Source organism: Serratia sp. PL7 (assembly GCF_945957435.1).
Window position 1 is genome coordinate 19,319 of record NZ_CAMFLB010000040.1, and the last position, 20,298, is coordinate 39,616.

Consider the following 20,298-nt stretch of genomic DNA (forward strand, 5'->3'; position numbering starts at 1 on the left):
GCCTATCTGCAGGGTTGTTGGTAGGCCTTATGATTATGCAACACGATTCGTCGGCTACCCCTAAAATTCCACCAGGCTTCGAGGCCTTGGCACAAGGGCAGCTTGTTTGGGTTGATGTTTCCCTTTATGGCAAGTCTCTCGGGCTTTATGAAGCCAATATTAATCTGGAACAGGTTGTCTTCATAAAGCCAGCGGAACTGGCTGATGCCGTGAAGCAACAGTTCAACGACGATCCTGAGCTTGGTGCACAACTGATGACAGCGCTGGGGCAACCGCTCGCGCGTAATGGCAACCTTGCCTGCAGCGGTAATGGTAACGCGCCAAGTTGCGACTATCTGGAAACCCAGACGGTTGGCATCATCTATGACGAGAATAATTCCCGGGTTAACCTGTTCCTTGACCGTCAGTACCTCCCGAAAAAAGCTGTCGGTAGCGGTTTCTATCAGGCGACAGCAGAAAGTGAAAATGCGCTGATCCATCAGCAAAACCTCAATTTTGTTGCTGATGAAAGCTATCAGTCATTGTCGCTGCAGGGGACTGGCTCACTGGGCGTCACTGAAAATGGCTATCTTAATGCCGACTGGTTCTATACGGGGCAGCGCTACCGCCATAGCAACCATCAGCAGATAGAGATGAATAATGCCTATTTTCGGCAGGACTTGTGGAAAAGCCTCTATCTGCAAGGCGGTATGATGGACTCCCGTGACATCTTCAGCAACGCGGGGGGCAACATCAACCTGAGCCAATTGCCGATTGGCAAGATCCGTGGGTTACGGGCTGGTTCGACCACGGCCTGGGTCAACCAGAGCCTGGTTTCCCGTGGGACCCCGGTCTCGGTCTTCCTTTCGCGCAACGCTCGCATCGACGCCTATCGTGACGAACAGTTACTGTCTTCCTTTTACCTGAATGCCGGGGCACAGGAACTGGATACGCGTACCTTCCCCAGCGGCAGCTATACCGTCACATTGCGGATCTATGAGGATAACCAGTTAGTCAGGACAGAAACCGTTCCTTATACCAACACCGGTGTGTCTCAGCTCAATGGCCCTCAGTGGTTCCTGCAAGCCGGGGTTGAAGTAGACCACGATACGCATCCTATGGCGGACGATCGGCGGGTGGTACAAGGCGGGTTGCGTATTCCGTTGACCGATTCGCTGTCGCTGACTGCGGGTAGCACGATATTGAGCGACGTACACTACTGGGAAGGGGCGGCGGACTGGAGCCATGGTTTTAACAGTGGCCCGTTGGATGGCGTCATGACGGCTCGCGCCAGTTATCTGGCCGGTAGCGAGGGGACACGGGGAAATATTCAGCAAATAAACTATAACGACGGTTTTTCATTGAGTTTCTACCGCTCGGCCCTCTCGGTGCCTGACTGCGGCTCTCAACAGAGAAACTATGGTTTTAGCGGTTGTTACCAGAGTTCCAACCTGATGCTTTCAGTCCCGCTCGCGCAGTGGTTTGCCAATATTGGCTACTCGCTTAACAGCAGTGGAGGGCGTTACCGCTATCGCAGTGAACTGTCTGGCAATGATGACCACCATCAGGATGTCGCCCCTTGGGAGCAGATCTACACGACGCGTTCGCGTAGTCAAACCTGGCAGATTGGGGTCAGCCGTTCCTTTGCGTTCAACGACATTAACATCAATAGCGGAGTCAGCGCTTTCAGGCGCCATGATAGCGGCCAGCAGGGAACCGACAAAGGCGGCTACTTCACCGTCAGCCTATCGTTCTCTGGGCGCCGTGGCGGTGCCACTAACAGCACTACCTCTCTGGCCGCCAACTATCGCAATAGCCAGCGTGGGGAAGGGCAACTCAGTTATAACGCCAACTACAGCCGCTATATGGATGAGAGCGGGCAAAATGAGATGGGGGCTTCGATTTATGGCGTCAATAGCCAGACCCTGACCGCTGCAACCTACGCCCGTGCCGGTGGGCAGTACGGTAACGGCAGCTTCGCCGTCAGTGACGCCTATGACAAGGTAGCGAACCGGCACACGCTCAGCAGCAGCGGCAGCTATAGCTCTTCTTTGTTGGTCGATCGCAGCGGACTTTATTGGGGACGCTGGGGAGATGGCCGCCCGGCCTCCGCGATCACGGTTGGGGTGGATGCAGGGGAAGAGAGCCGTGCCGCATTGATCAGCGTAGCGGTAGACGGCAGCGGCCAGACGGACGTACGCAGCAACAGCCGGGCACTGTTTACCGTACCGGGCTATCAGCCAACCACCTTTGATATCAACGAATCACTTAGCGCTCCTGCCGGTATCAGCAGCGAGATCCGCCGAGGGGCGGGAACGCGTATGGCGTTTATGGTGCCGGGGAAAGTGCTGCGCCGGAATATTGAGGTGACTTCGCGTTACACCTGGTTGGGCAGAATGCTGGATGAGCAGGATAGGCCTTTGGTTAACGGCATTCCTCTTAACGTGCTGTCCTGGACCCCGCTGGGTGAAGGTGGCTTTAGCCTGGAAACCACCCGGCCAATGAAGCAACTGTATCTGATGCGTGGCTCGCAGTTCTATCAGTGTGCCATGAAGGTGCAGGCCATGCGTGACGTGGTGCGCTATGTCGGTACCACCCGCTGTGCAGGGGTGACCATGGCTAACATACCGCCAGCCGAGCAGAAGCAGGCGCAATTGATGGCCGTGCGGCAGGGCCATGGCTCTGGAGTGCCGGTGGCGATGAACATGAATTAAGGATCTGAAAATGAAAATAAGCGTAAATGCTTTAATGCTTCTGCCAGCGTTGTTGGTTTTCCCCACCGCGACGTTGGCTGCGACACCACCCGTAGCACAAAATACGGTGTTAACCATGGGGCTAGCTCTGGACTCTGTGCCTGCAAAAGTTGTTATCTGGGATAATTTATCTGCCGGGTTTGATGAAAATGATCAACCAAAGTGGGGGCGTAACACTCTGGTCTGCCAAAGTCGGACCGACAAAAAATATGGTGCATGCCTGACTAAACCGGTCTGGAATAATTCATCGGTAAGGCCCACAAAAATAACGCTGAATTTTACTTTGGCAGAAACGACAACCGTGGTCTCTTTGGTCATTGAAGGCAGCAGAATAACGATACCGAAGACGGACGGGAAGAAGTGCACTCTGGGTACTATTGGTAGCGCTGAGGCTGACGGGCCCTGTGAGGCCTTTTTTACGTTTTCGATTCCTCAGGCAGAACTGAAGAAGTTAAGTGCTGGACGTTGGACGGCCACGCTTAAACAAGACCTGATGCAATGGCCTATTACTTCTTGTTCGGGAGACTGGAGCAGTACGGCAGAGGGGTGTACGAACGTCACGAAATTACATACCTGGTCTGCGGACATCGTGTTCAATGTGACGGATGATAGTAATCAGCAGATTTATCTACCCGCTTTCCCGACTTCGGCACCCGTTGTTAACCTGAACCTGAAAACTCGGCCAGGCGTTGGTAGCGGCAAGAGCGTTAGCGGTAGTACCAGCCTGGATATGTGCCTCTACGACGGCAACAACTCGGCCAGTAAACGCATCAGCCTGCTATTTCAGGATGAGGGCATCACCGCACCGGAGCGAGCAGACGGGCAATTCTCCCTGTATCGTAATGGGGGGGATAAATCCAAGCCACATGACCGGCTGGACTACCAGGTCAGCGTGATCAATCCCACCACCGGGGCAGTGCAAAACGTCGCCAATAGCAAAGAAATCGTCTGGAGCGATACCAACCGCCGCAATATTCAGCGGCTGGTGGTTCTACCTGGCGGTGGAGCCGCGGTACTTTGCGTGCCGGCCCCGCTGACCCTGACGACGCCTGCCTTCTCAATGGCGGATAAAACGGCGGGGGATTACACCGGCAAGCTGCGCGTTGTTTATATGCCCACGACCCAATAGTCTGGAGGGGCGAACTCGTCGGCCCTCACCCAACCTCAGGTAGTCAACCCGGCCCCTTTGCCGAGGGGCTATCCTGCCCCCTTTGCCGAGGGGCTATCCTGCCCCGTTTGCCACTGATGACCGTTGAATTGTATAGTAGATCGCATAGCTGGCTGTTTTGGCTAATACTATCAGCAACAGCGAGGCAAGCCTTGCTGTACCACGCAAGTCACAATGGGTAACACGGCAGGTTGGGCTTACTATTGAAAATATCATTAAAAACAGATGGATGTAGCAAGGTAAGTCAAACTCTTCGTTTTATCGCTTTCATCAAGAAAGTCGTTTAAATTCATTATGAGAATACTACTGAGCAACGACGACGGCGTTAGCGCCCCGGGTATCCAGATACTGGCGGCGGCGTTGCGTGAATTCGCCGAAGTGCAGGTGGTGGCCCCCGATCGTAACCGTAGTGGCTCTTCCAACGCGCTAACGCTGGAGTCGCCGCTGCGTACGCTGACGTTGCCCAACGGCGATATTGCCGTGCAGCAGGGCACCCCGACGGACTGTGTCTACCTTGGCGTTAATGAACTGATGCTGCCAGCACCGGAGATTGTGGTGTCTGGTATCAACGCCGGACCAAATCTGGGTGATGACGTTATCTATTCCGGCACCGTGGCGGCTGCGATGGAAGGCCGCCATCTGGGGCTACCCGCTTTGGCGGTGTCGCTCAATGGTCACCAGCATTATGAGACGGCGGCGGTAGTCACCTGCTGTATATTGCGCGCGCTGCAACAAGAACCGCTGCGTACCGGTAAAATCCTAAATATCAATGTCCCTGATTTACCGTTGGCGGAAATTAAAGGGATACGTGTGACCCGCTGTGGCAGCCGGCATCCCGCCGATAAGGTGTTTAGCCAACCGGATCCGCGTGGCCAGATGCTGTATTGGATCGGGCCACCGGGTGATAAATTCGATGCGGGCCCAGACACGGATTTTGCCGCCGTGGAGCAGGGTTACGTGTCGGTCACGCCTTTGCAGGTGGATTTGACCGCCTACGGGGCGCAAGATGTGCTATCAAAATGGTTAACCAAAGCAGAGGTTAGCGGGGAATGGTGAACAAACGCATACAAACGCTGCTGGCACAGCTGCGCCAGCAGGGGATCAGGGACGAACGGCTGCTCAAGGCAATCGAGAACGTACCGCGTGAGCGTTTTGTTGATGAAGCATTAGCCCATAAAGCCTATGAGAACACGGCCCTGCCTATTGGGTCGGGGCAGACGATTTCTCAGCCTTATATGGTCGCGCGCATGACCGAGCTGCTGAACCTGCAGCCGAGCTCACGCGTGCTGGAGATTGGCACCGGTTCGGGTTATCAGACCGCGATCCTGGCGCATATGGTGCAGCATGTCTGCTCCGTTGAACGCATCAAAGGGCTACAGTGGCAGGCCAAACGTCGTCTCAAGCAGCTTGATCTGCACAATGTCTCAACCCGCCATGGCGACGGTTGGCAAGGCTGGGGGTCGCGTGGACCATTTGATGCGATCATCGTGACGGCCGCGCCGCCGGAGATCCCGCAGGCGTTGATGCAGCAGTTGGACGACGGTGGCATTTTGGTGTTGCCGGTAGGCGAACAGGCTCAGGTACTGCAATGCATTCAGCGGCGGGGCGGTGAATTTTCCATCGATACCGTTGAGGCGGTGCGATTCGTTCCCTTGGTCAAGGGCGAACTGGCTTAGCCTACGCAGAGCAACATGACGGATAAATAAGTTGAATAATATTAATTTTCATCAGAATTGTTCCAGTATGTAGTTGTCTTATGGCGTGATCGTGCCAATGTGGCTAGCATTGGCGCCACGGTTTTTTAGCTCCCTGGTGGGTGATCTTCTGGTTTTCAGGGATCGGCCGGGGAAACCTTGTGCTGTAGAACGATAAAGCTCGGCTACGATGTATAAGGTATTTTTTGATATTGCTGTCATGGGGGAAGCATGAGCACGGGAAGCCCAATGAGTTCTTTACGCCGAGTTGCGGTGTGTACGATGTTAAGTGTTTGGTTAGTGGGTTGTTCGGATAAAAATTCTACTTCGGCACCTATCAGCAGCGTTGGTGGTGGTGGAGCCGCGGCATCGGCTAACGCCGGTGGCGGCAATGCATCACAGGGGCGTATTGTTTACAACCGTAGCTATAACTCGATCCCCAAAGGGAGCTACAACGGTGGCAGCACCTATACCGTTAAACGTGGCGACACGTTGTTCTATATTGCCTGGATCACCGGCAACGATTTCCGCGATCTGGCCCAACGCAACAATATTCCACAGCCATACAGCCTGGAAGTCGGCCAAACCCTGCAACTGGGGAGCGGTTCTGCCAACGGCGGCGGTGGGATGTTAGCGGGTGGGAATGGTACGGTGTCAAAACCACCTTCTACCACTCAGATACAAACTGCAACGGTTGATTCTCAATCAACGAACGCGTATTCTGATAACTCGAGTAAACAGAATGTAGGTAAAATGTTACCTGCATCAGGAGCCGTTGTGGCAGGCTCAGCCGCAGCTCCTGTTACCGCACCAGCCGCTACGCCTCCGGCGAGCAGCACCGCCAGCAACAGCGCCCCAGTTAGCACCTGGAAATGGCCAACTGACGGTAAGATCATCGATAACTTCTCCTCATCGGAAGGTGGGAACAAAGGCATCGATATCTCTGGTTCCCGTGGGCAGCCGATTGTTGCTACCGCCGATGGCCGTGTAGTGTACGCAGGCAACGCTTTGCGGGGTTACGGTAATCTAATCATCATCAAACATAACGATGATTACTTGAGTGCCTACGCCCATAACGACACCATGCTGGTCCGGGAACAACAAGAAGTGAAGGCGGGGCAGAAAATAGCAACGATGGGAAGCACCGGAACCAGTTCAGTACGTTTGCATTTCGAGATTCGTTACAAGGGGAAATCCGTAAACCCGCTGCGTTATCTTCCGCAGCGATAGATTGGGCAGAATGCGTTGTATTCTGCTCGCGGTATCACGGGTAGGAGCCGCTTTATGAGCCAAAATACGCTGAAAGTTAACGAGTTACATGACGATGCAGATTTCGATGAGAACGCCATGGAGGCTGAGTCATTCGATGAAAAAGCGCAGGTAGAAGAAGAGACCAGCGAGAATGACTTGGCGGAAGACGAGCTGTTGTCTCAAGGTGTTACCCAACGCGTATTGGATGCCACGCAGCTCTATCTGGGCGAAATCGGTTACTCCCCTCTGCTAACCGCAGAGGAAGAAGTTTATTTTGCGCGGCGTGCACTGCGCGGAGACGTGCCGTCCCGCCGCCGCATGATAGAAAGTAACCTGAGGCTGGTAGTGAAAATTGCCCGTCGTTATAGCAATCGCGGCCTGGCGCTGCTGGATCTGATCGAAGAGGGTAACCTTGGTCTGATCCGTGCGGTGGAAAAGTTTGACCCAGAGCGCGGTTTCCGTTTTTCCACCTATGCGACCTGGTGGATCCGCCAGACGATTGAACGGGCGATCATGAATCAAACCCGGACTATCCGTTTGCCGATCCATATCGTCAAAGAACTGAATGTTTACTTGCGCACCGCGCGCGAGCTTTCTCACAAACTGGATCATGAACCCAGCGCTGAAGAGATTGCGGAGCAACTCGACAAACCGGTTGATGACGTCAGCCGTATGCTGCGCCTGAACGAACGTATCACTTCTGTCGATACGCCGTTAGGTGGGGATTCAGAGAAAGCCCTGTTGGACATTCTGACCGACGAGAAAGACAACGGGCCTGAAGACACCACGCAAGACGATGATATGAAACAGAGCATCGTCAAATGGCTGTTCGAATTGAACGCCAAACAGCGTGAAGTGTTGGCTCGCCGTTTCGGCCTGTTAGGCTATGAAGCGGCTACGCTGGAAGATGTTGGCCGTGAGATTGGCCTGACACGTGAGCGTGTTCGTCAGATCCAGGTTGAAGGCTTACGCCGCCTGCGTGAAATTCTGCAAATGCAGGGCCTGAGTATTGAGGCACTGTTCCGCGAATAAACGCGTTATAGCCATAAAATAAGAACGGTGAGCGTTGATGACGCTCACCGTTTTTTTATGCCTGCGATTTGCTGCGATTGACGGTGTTGTCATCAGGTACGGTGATCGTTCTGTTTTTCCGTAAAAGAGAGATGACGAGTAACGTGGTTAGGCCAGTGTCTGCAATTGATAACGAACTCGGACAATCCCCTCTCCCTGTGGGAGAGGGGTCATATGCCCAAGTCAATGGAACAGCCTTACACCAAGCTTTTTAGCCGGTAGATCCACTCCAACGCCTGGCGTGGCGAAAGAGAATCCGGATCCAACGTCTCCAACGCTTCTACCGCCGGTGACACCTCGTCGTTCAACAACGTCATCTGGGTGGCATCTACCGTACCCGCCGCCGTCTGGCTGGAGAGGCTCTCCAACTCACGCAGCTTCTGGCGCGCACGTTTGATCACATCACGCGGCACGCCAGCCAGTGCCGCTACCGCCAAGCCATAGCTCTTACTGGCAGCGCCGTCTTGTACGCTATGCATAAAGGCAATGGTATCACCGTGCTCCAGCGCATCCAGATGCACGTTAACCACGCCCTCCATTTTCTCTGGTAGAGTGGTCAGCTCAAAGTAATGGGTGGCAAACAGCGTCATCGCCTTGATACGGCTGGCGAGGTTTTCCGCGCAGGCCCAGGCCAGAGAAAGCCCGTCGTAGGTAGAGGTGCCACGGCCAATCTCATCCATCAACACCAGACTGTTCTCAGTGGCGTTATGCAAGATATTGGCGGTCTCGGTCATTTCCACCATAAAGGTTGAGCGGCCAGAAGCCAGATCGTCTGCAGCACCCACACGGGTAAAGATGCGATCCACCGGCCCTATGGTGGCTTTCGCCGCCGGTACATAGCTGCCGATATGCGCCAGCAACACAATCAGCGCCGTTTGCCGCATATAGGTACTTTTACCGCCCATATTCGGGCCGGTAATGATCAGCATACGGCGCTGCGGCGAAAGGGAAACCGGGTTGGCAATAAAGGGTTCGCTTAGCACCTGTTCCACCACCGGGTGGCGGCCATCGACTATGCGAATGCCGGGCTGCTCAGTGATGGTCGGGCAGGCGTAGTTCAGCGTTTCGGCACGTTCCGCCAGGTTGGCTAACACATCCAGCTCGGCCAAGGCTCCGGCGCTCTGTTGCAGTTGTTCCAGATGCGGCAGCAGCAGATCGAACAGCTCGTCATACAGCCCTTTTTCGATCGCCAAGGCTTTCCCTTTTGAGGTCAGCACCTTGTCTTCATACTCTTTCAGCTCGGGAATGATGTAGCGTTCTGCATTCTTCAGCGTTTGGCGGCGCACATAGTGGATCGGCACCAGGTGGCTTTGCCCACGGCTGACCTGAATGTAGTAACCATGTACGCCGTTGAAACCAACCTTCAGCGTATCCAGGCCCAGCTTCTCGCGCTCGCGGATCTCCAGGCGATCCAGATAGTCGGTAGCACCGTCGGCCAGCGCCCGCCATTCATCCAGCTCTTCGTTATAACCCGGAGCAATCACGCCACCATCACGGACCAGCACCGGTGGGGATTCCACAATAGCGCGCTCCAGCAGTGCCTGTAGCTCGTCAAATTGACCGACCTGTGACAACAGCTTTTGCATCTGTGGTGCATCAGCGTTTTCCAGCAGGGCGCGGATATCCGGCAACTGCTGGAAGGCGTGGCGCATACGTGCCAGATCCCGTGGTCGAGCCGTGCGCAGTGCCAAACGGGCAAGAATACGCTCCAGATCGCCAACCTGACGCAGAGGTTGCTGCAACTCACTACTCAATGGCTGCAATGCAGCGATGGCCTGCTGGCGGTTGTTCAGCACCTGGACGTCGCGGGTGGGCATATGCAACCAGCGCTTGAGCATACGGCTACCCATTGGGGTAACGGTACGATCGAGGATGGCGGCCAGGGTATTTTCACCGCCGCCGGACAGGTTCTGGGTGATTTCCAGATTACGACGGGTGGCCGCATCCATAATGATGCCGTCTTGCTGGCGCTCCATGGTGAGGCCACGGATATGTGGCAGCGAAGTACGCTGGGTATCTTTGACATATTGCAGCAGGCAGCCCGCCGCGCGCAGCGCCTGATGGGCCTGCTCGACGCCAAAGCCGGTCAGATCGCGGGTGCCGAACTGCAGGTTCAACTGCTGGCGTGCGGTGTCCAGCTCAAATTCCCACAGCGGGCGGCGGCGCAGGCCGTGGCGCTGTTCGATCAGCGCCATTTGCTCGAAGTTTTCCGGGTACAGCAGCTCAGCCGGATTGGTACGTTGCAGCTCGGCTGCCATGGTTTCAAGATCTTCTGGCTGGGCAACGCGGAAGCGGCCGGAGCTGAGATCCAATGTGGCATAGCCAAAGCCACGGCCATCTTGCCAGATGGCGGCCAGCAGGTTGTCCTGGCGCTCTTGCAGCAGGGCTTCGTCGGTGATGGTGCCAGGGGTAACGATGCGCACCACTTTACGCTCTACCGGGCCTTTGCTGGTGGCTGGGTCGCCAATCTGCTCACAGATTGCGGCCGATTCCCCAAGCTGTACCAGCTTGGCAAGATAGTTCTCCACCGCATGGTGAGGTACGCCCGCCATTGGGATGGGTTCACCCGCGGAGGCACCGCGTTTGGTCAGCGAGATATCCAGCAACTGAGAGGCTCGTTTGGCATCGTCATAGAACAGCTCGTAGAAATCCCCCATCCGATAGAACAGCAAGATCTCCGGATGCTGCGCCTTAAGGCGCAGGTATTGCTGCATCATGGGGGTATGGCTAGAGAAGTCCTTATCAATGTCTTCATTCATATTGATTTTACTCATTTTTTAATTCTTTCAAGTGCTCATATGGCCCCAGGTAAAACCCCTTTAAACCCACATAAACCCATAAATTTGTAGCTCACTTGTAGCCCAAAGCGTGATAGATTGGTTGTACTCCTTCTTTGGGTTACAAATGGTGGTGATACTTTGAAAACAACTCTCAATCAGGCTTTTATTATCAACAAGTTAAGTATTAATGTTAAGCCTGAGCTCAGTAGCTCTGGAAAAGTCGTTTTCGAAGCCAACCCTGACCAAAAACCTTACATAGTTTTTGACGATCATCGAGATTCACCCGTTGGCTTCGGTGTGAAGGTCAGTTTGACGAAAAAAACCTATGTAATCCAGCGAAGAGTAGCCTCTTCAGATCGTAATGTCAGTGAGGGTAAGAAGCCAAGCTCTGTCTTGAAAGTAAAGGTTGGGAATGTGTCCGATTTTCCGAGTATCGATCAAGCCCGTGAGGCAGCTCGGCAGTTGGTTCAGACAATGATTGCAACAAAGAGAAATCCCAACAAGATTAAAAGGGAACTCGATCTGGCTGAATTGACCGTGAGTGAAGCTTTTGCCCAATACAGGAGTCACTTACTTGGCAGAACCAAACCTGCTAAACCAAACACTCTCAATGTGTTAGACAAAGCTGAGAATCGGTTGAAAGAATGGCAAAACCTTCGAATCAAGGATCTTACTGGTAATGAAATCCTTCGAAAGTTTGACGAGATTGCTTCAAGAGCCAGAACAGCAGCAGAACAGACTTTTAGGTGGGCCAATGTTGCTGTAAAACACGCAATCGAGATTGAAGCTGGGAATGCTCAGACCCAGCAACGACAACCTTCGTTGTCCTATAATCCTTTTTCAATTTTAAAGGTACAGAAGAAGTTCAGAACACGATCTGAGCTGGAAGATAGCTATCGTGCCAAGGGCGTACGAAATCCATTGTCCCCCAAAGATACTTTGGGACGGTTTCTAGCTGCATTACACAATAAGAGAGGTTTTAATCGTTTGGGTTGTGATTATCTGTTGCTGACCATTTTGACAGGAGCCAGGAAAGAAGAGACAGCAACACTGTGCTGGCGAGAGGCCCTGACAGAAGAGGAAGTCAGAACGACAAGCTATGTCGATCTCGAAAACCGGGTTATTCGCTTTTACGACACGAAAAATCGTAACGACCATGAGCTTCCAATCTGTGATGCTACAAAGCGAATTCTGGAAGACCGACGAGATATCGTCAACGATACCGAAATACGGGCAGATAAACGCAAATGGGTTTTTCCGGCTCGTTCATCACGAAGCAAGGTTGGACATTATTCTGACAGTAAAAGCTTGCGCGAGTATATCTGTCAGGAAGCTGGAATAATGAAGCTGGGAATGCACGATCTGCGAAGAACTTTTGGCCGTGTTGCAGAAGAACTAACTTCGTATGCAGTGGTGAAAAGATTGCTTAACCACCGTAATACCACGGACCCTACTGAAAGATATGCTGAGCCTGATAACGAGCGAGTTTTTGAGGTACTTCAACGGATTGAGCTTCATATGCTGATGACAGTACCTGAGTTGTATAATACACTTTTGGCTTCGGCGAAATATCAACCATTGCCAACAAATTAGGGGGACAGGGAATGAGTGCAATCGATACTTTAAGGGAATATGCTGAAGTATGGCGGCTATTTGGTAGTATGCCAGATGATGCAACCCTGAGTGCTGAAGTTTCGGCCCTTTACCTTGGTGTAAGTGTCAAAACATTGGCTCGTTATCGCCAGACTGGTAATGGCCCTGCTTATATCCAATACCAGGCTGAAGATAGCAAAGCAAGAAATCAACGCGTAAATTATCTGTTGGGTGATTTAAAAACCTGGCGGGATAATCATAAAGTGAACAGCACAATGGAAGCAGCACAGGTCCGTGGGTTGGCTTTTGCTTCTTTGGCTGATTTTACCAAGCCAGAGCCTTTCTGGACTATTGATAATAAAATTTATTCTCATGCCCTTACTGTATCTGACGAAGTATTCAAGGAGCTATTAAATACCTCTCGTGCAGAAGTTATTTGGATCTCTCTTGAGAAAGTGTTGTTTGAGAACTGGCATGCTTCGAGAGAGCGCCAGAAATGGAATGATGTTTTTGTTAGTGTACTAAGTGGGATGGTTAAATCATGTGAAATTGAACAAGAACGTCATATACTTAATGATATTTTATGATTAATTTCATTCCCAATATAAAATTGAATTTATATTGGGAAATAGTCATTTGCGGAAGTATAAATTGTTCAACAGCATTATTTATTATTTTAATCAAATGGAATGCCGTCTGTAGGATATCTTCTTTTGGGATTTTTAACCGGCTTTGTTTTACTCCCTGCACGATAAAAGTTAAACGAATTGGCAAAGTCTTCTGTCTCCAGTCTGGACTTTCTAAATTTATCCATCAGATCTTCATTGAAACGACGAGGGATTCCTTTAACACACAAGTTTGAATTAAGGTATACTTGGTTATCTATGGCGTCACGAATAAGTATTTTTCTCTCAAATAACTCTTTGAATGCGCGTGAGACATTTGATTTATTCAGCCCAAGATCTTTGGCTATACGTGACTGTGAAAAATCAGGGATAATATTTCCATAATCAATTACTGAGAAGAGATAAAGTACAATTCTAAACGCTGTGGGCGTCAAATCCATCCTGGCGAGTGTGGCCATATTGCCTTTGAATATCATTGAGAAATCGTCTCTGAATGACGTTTTTTTATAGCTATTTGCTTTAATCTTTATTTCTTCCAGATCTTCGGGCATAACCTCTAATGCTTCTGCAATAATGGACTTTTGTTCTTTAGTTAATACAACGCTTGTGATTGACATGATGGCTCCTTTTTTATTGTTGTGATTACATATATGGCACATTTAATTTATTTGTCAACTTGGTTGGTAGTATTATTTAATTGTATTTACTTTGAGATTTTACGGTTGTTATTTAGTGGGAGATGGTTGGTTATCAAATTTAAAACAAGGGGTGCTAAATTTCACCATCACCTGTTATGTAATTAATGATTTTTGGTTCTGAAATTAATAACGGCAGGGTTTGTTTAATTATTTGATTTTATTGGTTAATTTTCAATTGTGTTCTGCAAGATAAAAGAGTGATAAAGAAATAAGAAACCACAGTTTTGCATTAGAACGATACTCAAGGCCTTGGTGTACCTGATGAAAACACTTTTATTATTGTTTTTCTTACATAATATCATTTCTTAAGTGAAGCCTGCGCAACTGTGTGTTGCGCCATTGGGCTTCAGAACATTACTACAGTATTTTCTGTAAGTATAAATACGCTTCGCGCACGAGTTCATAGACCTGAGGTTAACTGTCATTACAAATACGCTTCGCGCAAAAAATCAGGAGGCTGAGTTGATCGGGAAAGAGAACACAGATACATGATTTGCCCATTTGCTGAGTACGGCTCACGCCGGGACCCTTCGGAAAAAAACCTTTCTGCTTCAGCGAGTGAGTGCTGTGGGCACTCAGCGGCGCTGCCAGGGAAACAAAATTATGGTTTTCACCGGTTTGGTAAAAATAATTAACATTTATCGGTAGTCGGGGCGTAAGCCAGTGCGTAGCACGCTCTCAAAAATATTCCTGTGGTTTTTTTATCTGAAATATGGAAATGACTCAGATAATTGAAATATGAAATAGTAATGCAATCTGGAGGACTCAATATCTCCACAGTGAAAGCTGTTTTAAGTGAGGATAGAATAAATATTGTTTTATAAAAATATTTTTAAATTACTATTGATTTTATTTTTGAAGATGATAGTACTTAATTATAAAAACAAAAAATGGAGAAAGTTATGAGTGCTATTGATGTTTTATCTCAGGAGGAAAAGTTTATACATGTTGTTGATAAATTTATAACCCATCATCACAACAGCGTTAATAACAATGTCTTTTACAAAAAACTTTATGTTCTCTTCGCCGGGTATCATCTGAAGTATTTTTATTCACGGGCGCAGTATCGCAATTCATGTTATCATGTTGATAATATTATGCAGATGTTTACAGGAGTCGTTTCAACCCTGAACACAACTCTGCTCAGGAAGCTTGCAAACAGCAATACATTGCTGCATTGCCTGAATTCACTTGTGAATTATATTTCAGGCAATCTGGACGAAGCAGAGCATATTTATGCTGATTTGCTGGCTCAGTATGAAAAGAAACGCATTGCAGGCTCTCTGGCTTATACTCCGCCAGGCTCAGTGATCAGGAAAAGACTTTGATAGCGGCAGCAGCGTGTACAAGGAATGGGATGCTGAATGGTGGAGAGAAATGGAGCTGGCGTTTCCGGCAGGTCATAATCGAGTATTAAAAAGGCAGGAGCCACCGGTTTGGTGTCCTGCCTGGCGGGATTGTTTTACTGTGGTCTTACTTGTCAACGACCTGCCAGCCATCATCCGTTTTGACCAGCGTGACTGCCGCTGTGCGTTTTTCGTTATCGACAACAGCTGTTACATTGCATTTATAGCTTTTATCCGATACTTTCACGCAGTCATGCTTTTTGACAGATTTTAATTCCCGCAGTGCGTCTTTCGGGACATCTTTACCTGCTATGGATTTAACGATGGCATTCGTCTGCTCCACGACCTTATTCATCGCAGTGTAAATATCCTGCTCAGACGGTTCACCGGTACAGCCACTCAGCAAAAAAATGGACGCAATGAGTGTGGTAAATGCATATGTTTTCATAAAATAATCCCAGACTGTAGAGTACGTTATTGAATAAGACCGGTTTTCATCTTGCTGTTGTTTTCAGAGAACGTCCACTTGCTGACCGTTTCGCCTTTAAATTCGATTTCCAGCGTTTTGGCCTGCGTCTGTGAACCCCCTGTCAGCAGTCCAATCACGGGAATAAATGTGGTGGCATCAAACTGATTGTTATCCATGGAATAAGTCCATTCTTCATTGCCACTATCAAGTGTAGTTTTGGTTTCCGGCTCACCTAATGCGGTAATGATTTCTGATTTCGTTGTTTTATTTTTGATAATCTTCGACTGCAGACTTTGTGATGTTTCTTTTTTTAGATGCTGGTTGCCTGATATTGAACAACCAGAAATAAGGAATGCAGAAATAAAAAAAACAGAAATCATGAATCTGTTCATAAGTTCTCCCATATTAATTTTTTATGTTTGCGGTGGTGCGAAATTAATATCACCGTATAAAAACAACTCTGTCTGCATATTTCTTTTTAATTATGCAGATAAGAATAATGACGCTGGCAAAAAATGTAATGACTGAGACAGGAGTGCTACCGGTCAATGAAAATACTAACCAGGCGAGACCGAATGCCACGAATTGAAACAGGAATGCCACACTGAGCGGACTTTCACCATAGGCCACTTTTGCATGGCAACCTTTGCAAATCCTCACGCCGTGCGGGCTTTGTGTAAAGCAGAAGGGGCAGCTAATCGTTTTACTATCCATCATGACTCCGTGGCCTGATTTAAAGTGATGTATTTTTGAACATTTTCGATGAATGATCCGCTTTAGTAAAATTGCTTGTACCGATCGATGGATCTTAGATGATAGGTTTTAACTATCATAACTAGTTTATCGATCTATATAAACGATCAATATTTTGTTGACTATTACTAAAGTATGGACTGTTTAACTTATGGTGCAGGATGGGGGTTGTTTTTAACTAATTGTTCTTTAATGGGATTTGTTGTCATGGAATGACAGGGTGTCAGAAGATGCAGGTGCAGGATTTGGTGGAAAGAATGTGCAGTGGCATGTAACAGAGACATGCCCCTGCGCCTGAGAAGTGCCACAATATGGCCGAGCAATACAAGCCACGCCTTCAGGCGACGCTGGCGGGGTATCTGACGGGTTGTATTGTGCAGCTTGCTCCTGAGCTGAATGATACCCACTGTCTCCTGTTGTCTTTCCAGACGAATTTTTTCTTCAAGCTGATGGATTTTCTCCAGAATCGTTTCCCGGTTTGCAGCCTGTTCTTCAGACTCGCATGATGGCATTGGCACTGGCATTGGCACTGTTAATGGCACAGGTGCAGGTACTGTTGGCTTTTGTGCTTGTTTCAGTAAAGTCAGATGTTCCGGTACGAAATCAATCAATGTTTGCAGGGAAGACCAGCCATATTTTTTACCCAATTGAGAGGCTTTAAAGGCAATACCTTGGTACTGAAATGAAAAGCCGTTCATTTTTCCCGTTGAGGCGATATTGGGTTTGCAGCTGACGTCTACCTTTTCCAGCATAGCGATAAAAGTCAGCAAATCAGGGCGGCCGGTTAACGCATTATCAATCAGGCTCTGCAGAGTGGACCTGGGGCAGGGAGTTGTCGTTCTTTCAGCCATCATCAGCTCGTTGCGGGAAGGCTTTCTTTTCTCCTGACTATGACTACTGATTGCAGATGTGGTTTGAGTGAGTTTGTGGACTTTCTCCAGCTCGCTGATAATCCGGGTACTGATAAGATTTTCATTTTTCCCAAGGTACAGCTTCCCACCGACCATGTTAATTCTGTTAGCTATTATATGGATATGCTGCCCGTCCGAATCATCGTGCATGATATAGCAGCGAAGATGGGTTTCAGTGAATCCCATCCGGGTCATATAATCGTCAGCGAATGCCGCCCATTGTCTGACTGACAGTGTTTCTCCCTTTGGCAGGCGAAGCGAATTATGCCAGACAGGTTTGGCGACACCGGGGCGCAGTAGTCTTGTGCCTTCAAATTCACTGATAAGTTCAGCAGCAGTGCTTCCCGTCATGTTGCCACCGATAATATAAGGCGTGATTTTGTGGTGAGATCCTGACTTAAGGCTATAGAGAACCACACCTGCAAACTGTTTACCCCGCTTTATTTTCTGCATGCCTTTCACTGGTCTTGCTCCAGAAAGGTTGATGGAATAAGGTGATCCCTGAGAGTTTTGATTTGTCTGCGCAGGGCGAAGAGTTCTGTACGGGTCAGTTCGCTGTCAGGGCTTTTGCTGTCGAGATGATTCAGCAGGCGGTTTAAATCCTGTGAAAGGTTGCCGAGTTTAACCCATGCTTCACGATTGATTTCAGGTAATACCGGTGGGAGTTTGTTGAGGGATGCCATTCTTAGCCATTCCCCTTTTTTATAAGGGCCTCTTTTACTATCGAGAATAGATAATTCTTCTTCGTTTAACCGAACGCTGACGCAGTGAGTTCGAACTTCATTAGGTGAATATTTTGCTGTATGGAATTTACCTCTTCTTGAGCTTCTTGATAGATCTTCTTTACTTTCATTTTTATGCATATCTAACCTTTTTTAAAATGTGTTCATGATCTACAGTTAGCGCATTGGTAAAATAAGTCAAGGCAGTGTCGAAATTTATAAATAAGATAGGTGGAGCAGATTGCTAATTAGGTAATCTGCTCTGGGTAAAAATAGGGTTCATATTAAATTCATTATGACAGTGAGGAGGAGCGGAGGTTACAATCTACGTTTTACTGGCATTAAAGATATTGTTTGTTTCATAATTTCGCTAAGTTTCTTTCTCTCATGTTCTGCTATATATTTACAAATCTCATCATGTCGAATATGCTGTTCCAGTTGTTTTTTATCTATTTTGATGTCATTGCGGATAAACCATTTAATTGTTTCAATGTCCCCGCGTAAATCATAACCTCGCAGTACAATATGGCGAAAATGTGTGTTGCTGATATCTGTCTTCTTCTTTAGTTCGCTGAAGAAAGAGCTCATTTCATTTTCATTGGCACTTAGATAAACCTGGCAGTTATCAGAGATAGTAAAGTTAAGGTTTTTCTTCTGAAGCAAATCCATTATCTGCAGACTTTCGCTGTTGAGGTAGTTGAAAATTACTGGACTGCTATCCTTCATACTAATATGACGAATGAGCATTTTGGCTTTGAAATCGCCTAATGAATAGCAAATTTCAAAAATACCGTGACCCTGGTTATCTCTGTGGTTTATATCGCAACCGGCCTGTACCATCAAATCAAAGATAGAGTGATTTTTTACGTAAAAAAGTATTGTTCTTCCGCATTTATCCACATTGTTGACATTAATTCCAGCATTGATCAGGGTTTTGCAACAGGATATATTATCAGCTAACGAGCATAAACAGGTTTGGCCGAGACCATTTTTGTGGTGTATATCTACGCCGGAATCAATCAATTTTTTCAGTATGTGAGGATTTCGCTGGTTAAACAAAACATTGTGACCATAGTTGTCAGCATGGTTAAAATCTATTCCTGCTTTAACCAGAGTGTCAATCATTCTTGGGTTTTTACAGTAAAACAGTATATTTCTTCCAAACGAATCCAGTGTATTAATATCGGAGCCTGCATTAATGCAAGCCTGAATGTCTTTTGGAGTTTTACAAGAGAGTAATGCATTTATTGCGTTGTTATTCATAATTTTTCTCCTCTGTTAAGCGACTAATCTGATATAGTTGTCATGGTTGGTTTTATATTCCTTTATTTTTTTAATGTCTTCGTAAATTCGAGCGAGTGAAAACCATGAGATCTCTTTCAACATGTTTTTGTTGCTTACATACAAAATGTTACCACCGCGAAATGAAAAAGCATTATGGAATGTACTTTCATTCGTCGTTTTGAGAAATCGAATGAAATTTTTTATTGTCTCTTTTTTGTTCATGTTATAAGAGGTGAATGTATAGATAGAGAATACGGTTAAAATATTTCTCTTCGAGACCATATGTCTTGAGAAATAATCGAAATAAAATCTTTGCTCCTGAGTGTCACTTTTGCAAAAAAAAGAAAATTGTGGATTATATAATCTATAAAGATCTGCGTTCTTTTTTGTTTTGGCGAGATAGTTAGTCAGGCTTGGATAGTTTGTTTTATTCATTTTAGTTCTCCTTTATTTAATTAACAAAGGAAATATATATTATTAAATAAACAAAATGCAAATATATTTTTATATTTATTTAATTAAATAGATATATTTTTATTATATTTCATATAAGGTGTTGTTTTTCATTGTTAATTATTTTTATCAAAAAGTGCTGTGTTTTATTTGATTGATTTGGTTTGAGAGTAGTAATTGATATTGTATGAATTGGCGATGAGGGTGTTTTAAAAAATAAATTTCTCAAAGTGCTAAGGTGCAATGTGGGGCTTTGTATTAAATTAATGATGTTAGCGTCCCTTGGCTATCTAACTAAAGGTTAAAGCCAAGGGGAGAGTGTTCAGGCAGATTCAATTCATAATCTTTTTTTTGTAATTGCTTTACAGGTAACTGGTTGAATCGTTGTTCGTAAAACCTTTTGCTCTCTCTGTGATTTTTCCTGGAGGATTTCTTCATAGAAGTAGCGTTCTTTTAGTGATTCTATATCAACTTTTATATCATAACATATTAACCATTTAATTAGCAGTCTTCCTGCATAGTGAGTCAGTAGATATGTACTGTTTATGTAAAACCAAACATGACTAATGTCTGTCAGTTTCTTTAGTTGTAAAATTAATTTTTTAACGTCGGCATTTGTTGGTGTGATAATGCACTTATCACTTATCTCAAATTCATTTTTTTGCTTTATAAGTAACGACAACAGCTCAATTGATTTAAATGTAATGTTCGTGAATACAATTTTTGAACTGTCTTTAAGATGAATAT

The 20,298-nt window shown here is 47.5% G+C and carries 18 protein-coding genes and 1 pseudogene; 9 read left to right on the top strand and 10 right to left on the bottom strand.

All coding sequences use genetic code 11. The features are described 5' to 3' along the window. Positions 1-29: 29 nt before the first annotated feature. The 6 genes from N6G83_RS51215 to rpoS all read left to right on the top strand — a co-directional run bounded on the left by N6G83_RS51215 (position 30) and on the right by rpoS (position 7,877). The gene (locus N6G83_RS51215) at positions 30-2,693 is read left to right on the top strand and encodes a TcfC E-set like domain-containing protein (protein WP_211136457.1); all 2,664 of its coding nucleotides are present in this window, start codon (positions 30-32) and stop codon (positions 2,691-2,693) included. A 10-nt stretch (positions 2,694-2,703) separates the two neighbouring features. Continuing rightward, the gene (locus tag N6G83_RS51220) at positions 2,704-3,861 is read left to right on the top strand and encodes a CfaE/CblD family pilus tip adhesin (RefSeq protein ID WP_211136456.1); all 1,158 of its coding nucleotides are present in this window, start codon (positions 2,704-2,706) and stop codon (positions 3,859-3,861) included. Positions 3,862-4,194: 333 nt separating this feature from the next. Continuing rightward, positions 4,195-4,956, top strand: coding sequence for a 5'/3'-nucleotidase SurE (gene surE / locus N6G83_RS51225; RefSeq protein WP_211136455.1), 762 nt, complete (start codon positions 4,195-4,197; stop codon positions 4,954-4,956). Next, complete coding sequence (locus N6G83_RS51230; protein ID WP_065687018.1) at positions 4,950-5,576, top strand: protein-L-isoaspartate(D-aspartate) O-methyltransferase; 627 nt, start codon at positions 4,950-4,952, stop codon at positions 5,574-5,576. The genes surE and N6G83_RS51230 overlap by 7 nt, the downstream gene beginning before the upstream one ends. Positions 5,577-5,843: 267 nt before the next feature. After that, positions 5,844-6,824 carry a murein hydrolase activator NlpD gene (nlpD, locus tag N6G83_RS51235; protein WP_186529476.1) on the top strand — a complete coding sequence of 327 codons (981 nt, stop codon included), beginning with the start codon at positions 5,844-5,846 and terminating at the stop codon, positions 6,822-6,824. A 54-nt stretch (positions 6,825-6,878) separates the two neighbouring features. Then, entirely contained in the window at positions 6,879-7,877 is a 999-nt protein-coding gene (rpoS, locus tag N6G83_RS51240; protein ID WP_024484093.1) for an RNA polymerase sigma factor RpoS, read from the top strand. 236 nt (positions 7,878-8,113) lie between these two features. On the opposite strand, the gene mutS is transcribed toward rpoS, so the two are convergent. Continuing rightward, positions 8,114-10,675, bottom strand: a complete 2,562-nt coding sequence (gene mutS, locus N6G83_RS51245) for a DNA mismatch repair protein MutS (RefSeq protein ID WP_211136463.1) — start codon at positions 10,673-10,675, stop codon at positions 8,114-8,116. Between the two features lie 159 nt (positions 10,676-10,834). Between mutS and N6G83_RS51250 the strand changes: the two genes are divergently transcribed. Beyond that, positions 10,835-12,289, top strand: coding sequence for a tyrosine-type recombinase/integrase (locus N6G83_RS51250; protein ID WP_260524298.1), 1,455 nt, complete (start codon positions 10,835-10,837; stop codon positions 12,287-12,289). An 11-nt stretch (positions 12,290-12,300) separates the two neighbouring features. Further along, positions 12,301-12,876 carry a hypothetical protein gene (locus N6G83_RS51255; protein ID WP_004114867.1) on the top strand — a complete coding sequence of 192 codons (576 nt, stop codon included), beginning with the start codon at positions 12,301-12,303 and terminating at the stop codon, positions 12,874-12,876. An 89-nt stretch (positions 12,877-12,965) separates the two neighbouring features. Here N6G83_RS51255 and N6G83_RS51260 read toward each other — a convergent pair whose 3' ends face one another. Further along, positions 12,966-13,532 carry a helix-turn-helix domain-containing protein gene (locus N6G83_RS51260; RefSeq protein ID WP_016239675.1) on the bottom strand — a complete coding sequence of 189 codons (567 nt, stop codon included), beginning with the start codon at positions 13,530-13,532 and terminating at the stop codon, positions 12,966-12,968. A 983-nt stretch (positions 13,533-14,515) separates the two neighbouring features. Between N6G83_RS51260 and N6G83_RS51265 the strand changes: the two genes are divergently transcribed. After that, positions 14,516-14,941, top strand: coding sequence for a hypothetical protein (locus tag N6G83_RS51265; protein WP_004114857.1), 426 nt, complete (start codon positions 14,516-14,518; stop codon positions 14,939-14,941). Between the two features lie 145 nt (positions 14,942-15,086). Here N6G83_RS51265 and N6G83_RS51270 read toward each other — a convergent pair whose 3' ends face one another. The 8 genes and pseudogenes from N6G83_RS51270 to N6G83_RS51300 all read right to left on the bottom strand — a co-directional run. Continuing rightward, entirely contained in the window at positions 15,087-15,407 is a 321-nt protein-coding gene (locus N6G83_RS51270) for a hypothetical protein (RefSeq protein ID WP_016239768.1), read from the bottom strand. A gap of 26 nt (positions 15,408-15,433) precedes the next feature. Next, on the bottom strand, positions 15,434-15,820 hold the full coding sequence (locus N6G83_RS51275; RefSeq protein WP_016239769.1) for a hypothetical protein: 387 nt from the start codon (positions 15,818-15,820) through the stop codon (positions 15,434-15,436). Between the two features lie 49 nt (positions 15,821-15,869). After that, on the bottom strand, positions 15,870-16,142 hold the full coding sequence (locus N6G83_RS51280) for a hypothetical protein (RefSeq protein ID WP_000377562.1): 273 nt from the start codon (positions 16,140-16,142) through the stop codon (positions 15,870-15,872). Between the two features lie 188 nt (positions 16,143-16,330). After that, positions 16,331-17,554, bottom strand: a complete 1,224-nt coding sequence (locus tag N6G83_RS51285; protein ID WP_000677821.1) for a relaxase/mobilization nuclease domain-containing protein — start codon at positions 17,552-17,554, stop codon at positions 16,331-16,333. Next, the gene (locus N6G83_RS51290) at positions 17,551-17,955 is read right to left on the bottom strand and encodes a hypothetical protein (protein ID WP_012139001.1); all 405 of its coding nucleotides are present in this window, start codon (positions 17,953-17,955) and stop codon (positions 17,551-17,553) included. Before N6G83_RS51290 ends, N6G83_RS51285 begins: the two co-directional genes overlap by 4 nt. 177 nt (positions 17,956-18,132) lie before the next feature. Continuing rightward, a complete protein-coding gene (locus N6G83_RS51295) occupies positions 18,133-19,077 on the bottom strand; it encodes an ankyrin repeat domain-containing protein (protein WP_001062023.1) in 945 nt (314 codons plus the stop codon). Positions 19,078-19,092: 15 nt separating this feature from the next. Then, positions 19,093-19,533, bottom strand: a complete 441-nt coding sequence (locus N6G83_RS54875) for a hypothetical protein (protein ID WP_001044498.1) — start codon at positions 19,531-19,533, stop codon at positions 19,093-19,095. A 355-nt stretch (positions 19,534-19,888) separates the two neighbouring features. Next, positions 19,889-20,298 (bottom strand): annotated as a pseudogene (locus N6G83_RS51300) (hypothetical protein); the annotation flags it as partial.

Excerpts from the sequence above, each read along its gene's own strand:
- N6G83_RS51230 (WP_065687018.1), top strand. The coding sequence starts at position 4,950 with ATGGTGAACAAACGCATACAAACGCTGCTGGCACAGCTGCGCCAGCAG.
- N6G83_RS51295 (WP_001062023.1), bottom strand. The coding sequence starts at position 19,077 with ATGAATAACAACGCAATAAATGCATTACTCTCTTGTAAAACTCCAAAA.
- N6G83_RS51260 (WP_016239675.1), bottom strand. The coding sequence starts at position 13,532 with ATGTCAATCACAAGCGTTGTATTAACTAAAGAACAAAAGTCCATTATT.
- N6G83_RS51215 (WP_211136457.1), top strand. The coding sequence starts at position 30 with ATGATTATGCAACACGATTCGTCGGCTACCCCTAAAATTCCACCAGGC.
- N6G83_RS51220 (WP_211136456.1), top strand. The coding sequence starts at position 2,704 with ATGAAAATAAGCGTAAATGCTTTAATGCTTCTGCCAGCGTTGTTGGTT.
- N6G83_RS51290 (WP_012139001.1), bottom strand. The coding sequence starts at position 17,955 with ATGCATAAAAATGAAAGTAAAGAAGATCTATCAAGAAGCTCAAGAAGA.
- rpoS (WP_024484093.1), top strand. The coding sequence starts at position 6,879 with ATGAGCCAAAATACGCTGAAAGTTAACGAGTTACATGACGATGCAGAT.
- N6G83_RS51275 (WP_016239769.1), bottom strand. The coding sequence starts at position 15,820 with ATGAACAGATTCATGATTTCTGTTTTTTTTATTTCTGCATTCCTTATT.
- N6G83_RS54875 (WP_001044498.1), bottom strand. The coding sequence starts at position 19,533 with ATGAATAAAACAAACTATCCAAGCCTGACTAACTATCTCGCCAAAACA.
- N6G83_RS51270 (WP_016239768.1), bottom strand. The coding sequence starts at position 15,407 with ATGAAAACATATGCATTTACCACACTCATTGCGTCCATTTTTTTGCTG.
- mutS (WP_211136463.1), bottom strand. The coding sequence starts at position 10,675 with ATGAATGAAGACATTGATAAGGACTTCTCTAGCCATACCCCCATGATG.
- nlpD (WP_186529476.1), top strand. The coding sequence starts at position 5,844 with ATGAGTTCTTTACGCCGAGTTGCGGTGTGTACGATGTTAAGTGTTTGG.
- surE (WP_211136455.1), top strand. The coding sequence starts at position 4,195 with ATGAGAATACTACTGAGCAACGACGACGGCGTTAGCGCCCCGGGTATC.
- N6G83_RS51255 (WP_004114867.1), top strand. The coding sequence starts at position 12,301 with ATGAGTGCAATCGATACTTTAAGGGAATATGCTGAAGTATGGCGGCTA.
- N6G83_RS51265 (WP_004114857.1), top strand. The coding sequence starts at position 14,516 with ATGAGTGCTATTGATGTTTTATCTCAGGAGGAAAAGTTTATACATGTT.
- N6G83_RS51280 (WP_000377562.1), bottom strand. The coding sequence starts at position 16,142 with ATGGATAGTAAAACGATTAGCTGCCCCTTCTGCTTTACACAAAGCCCG.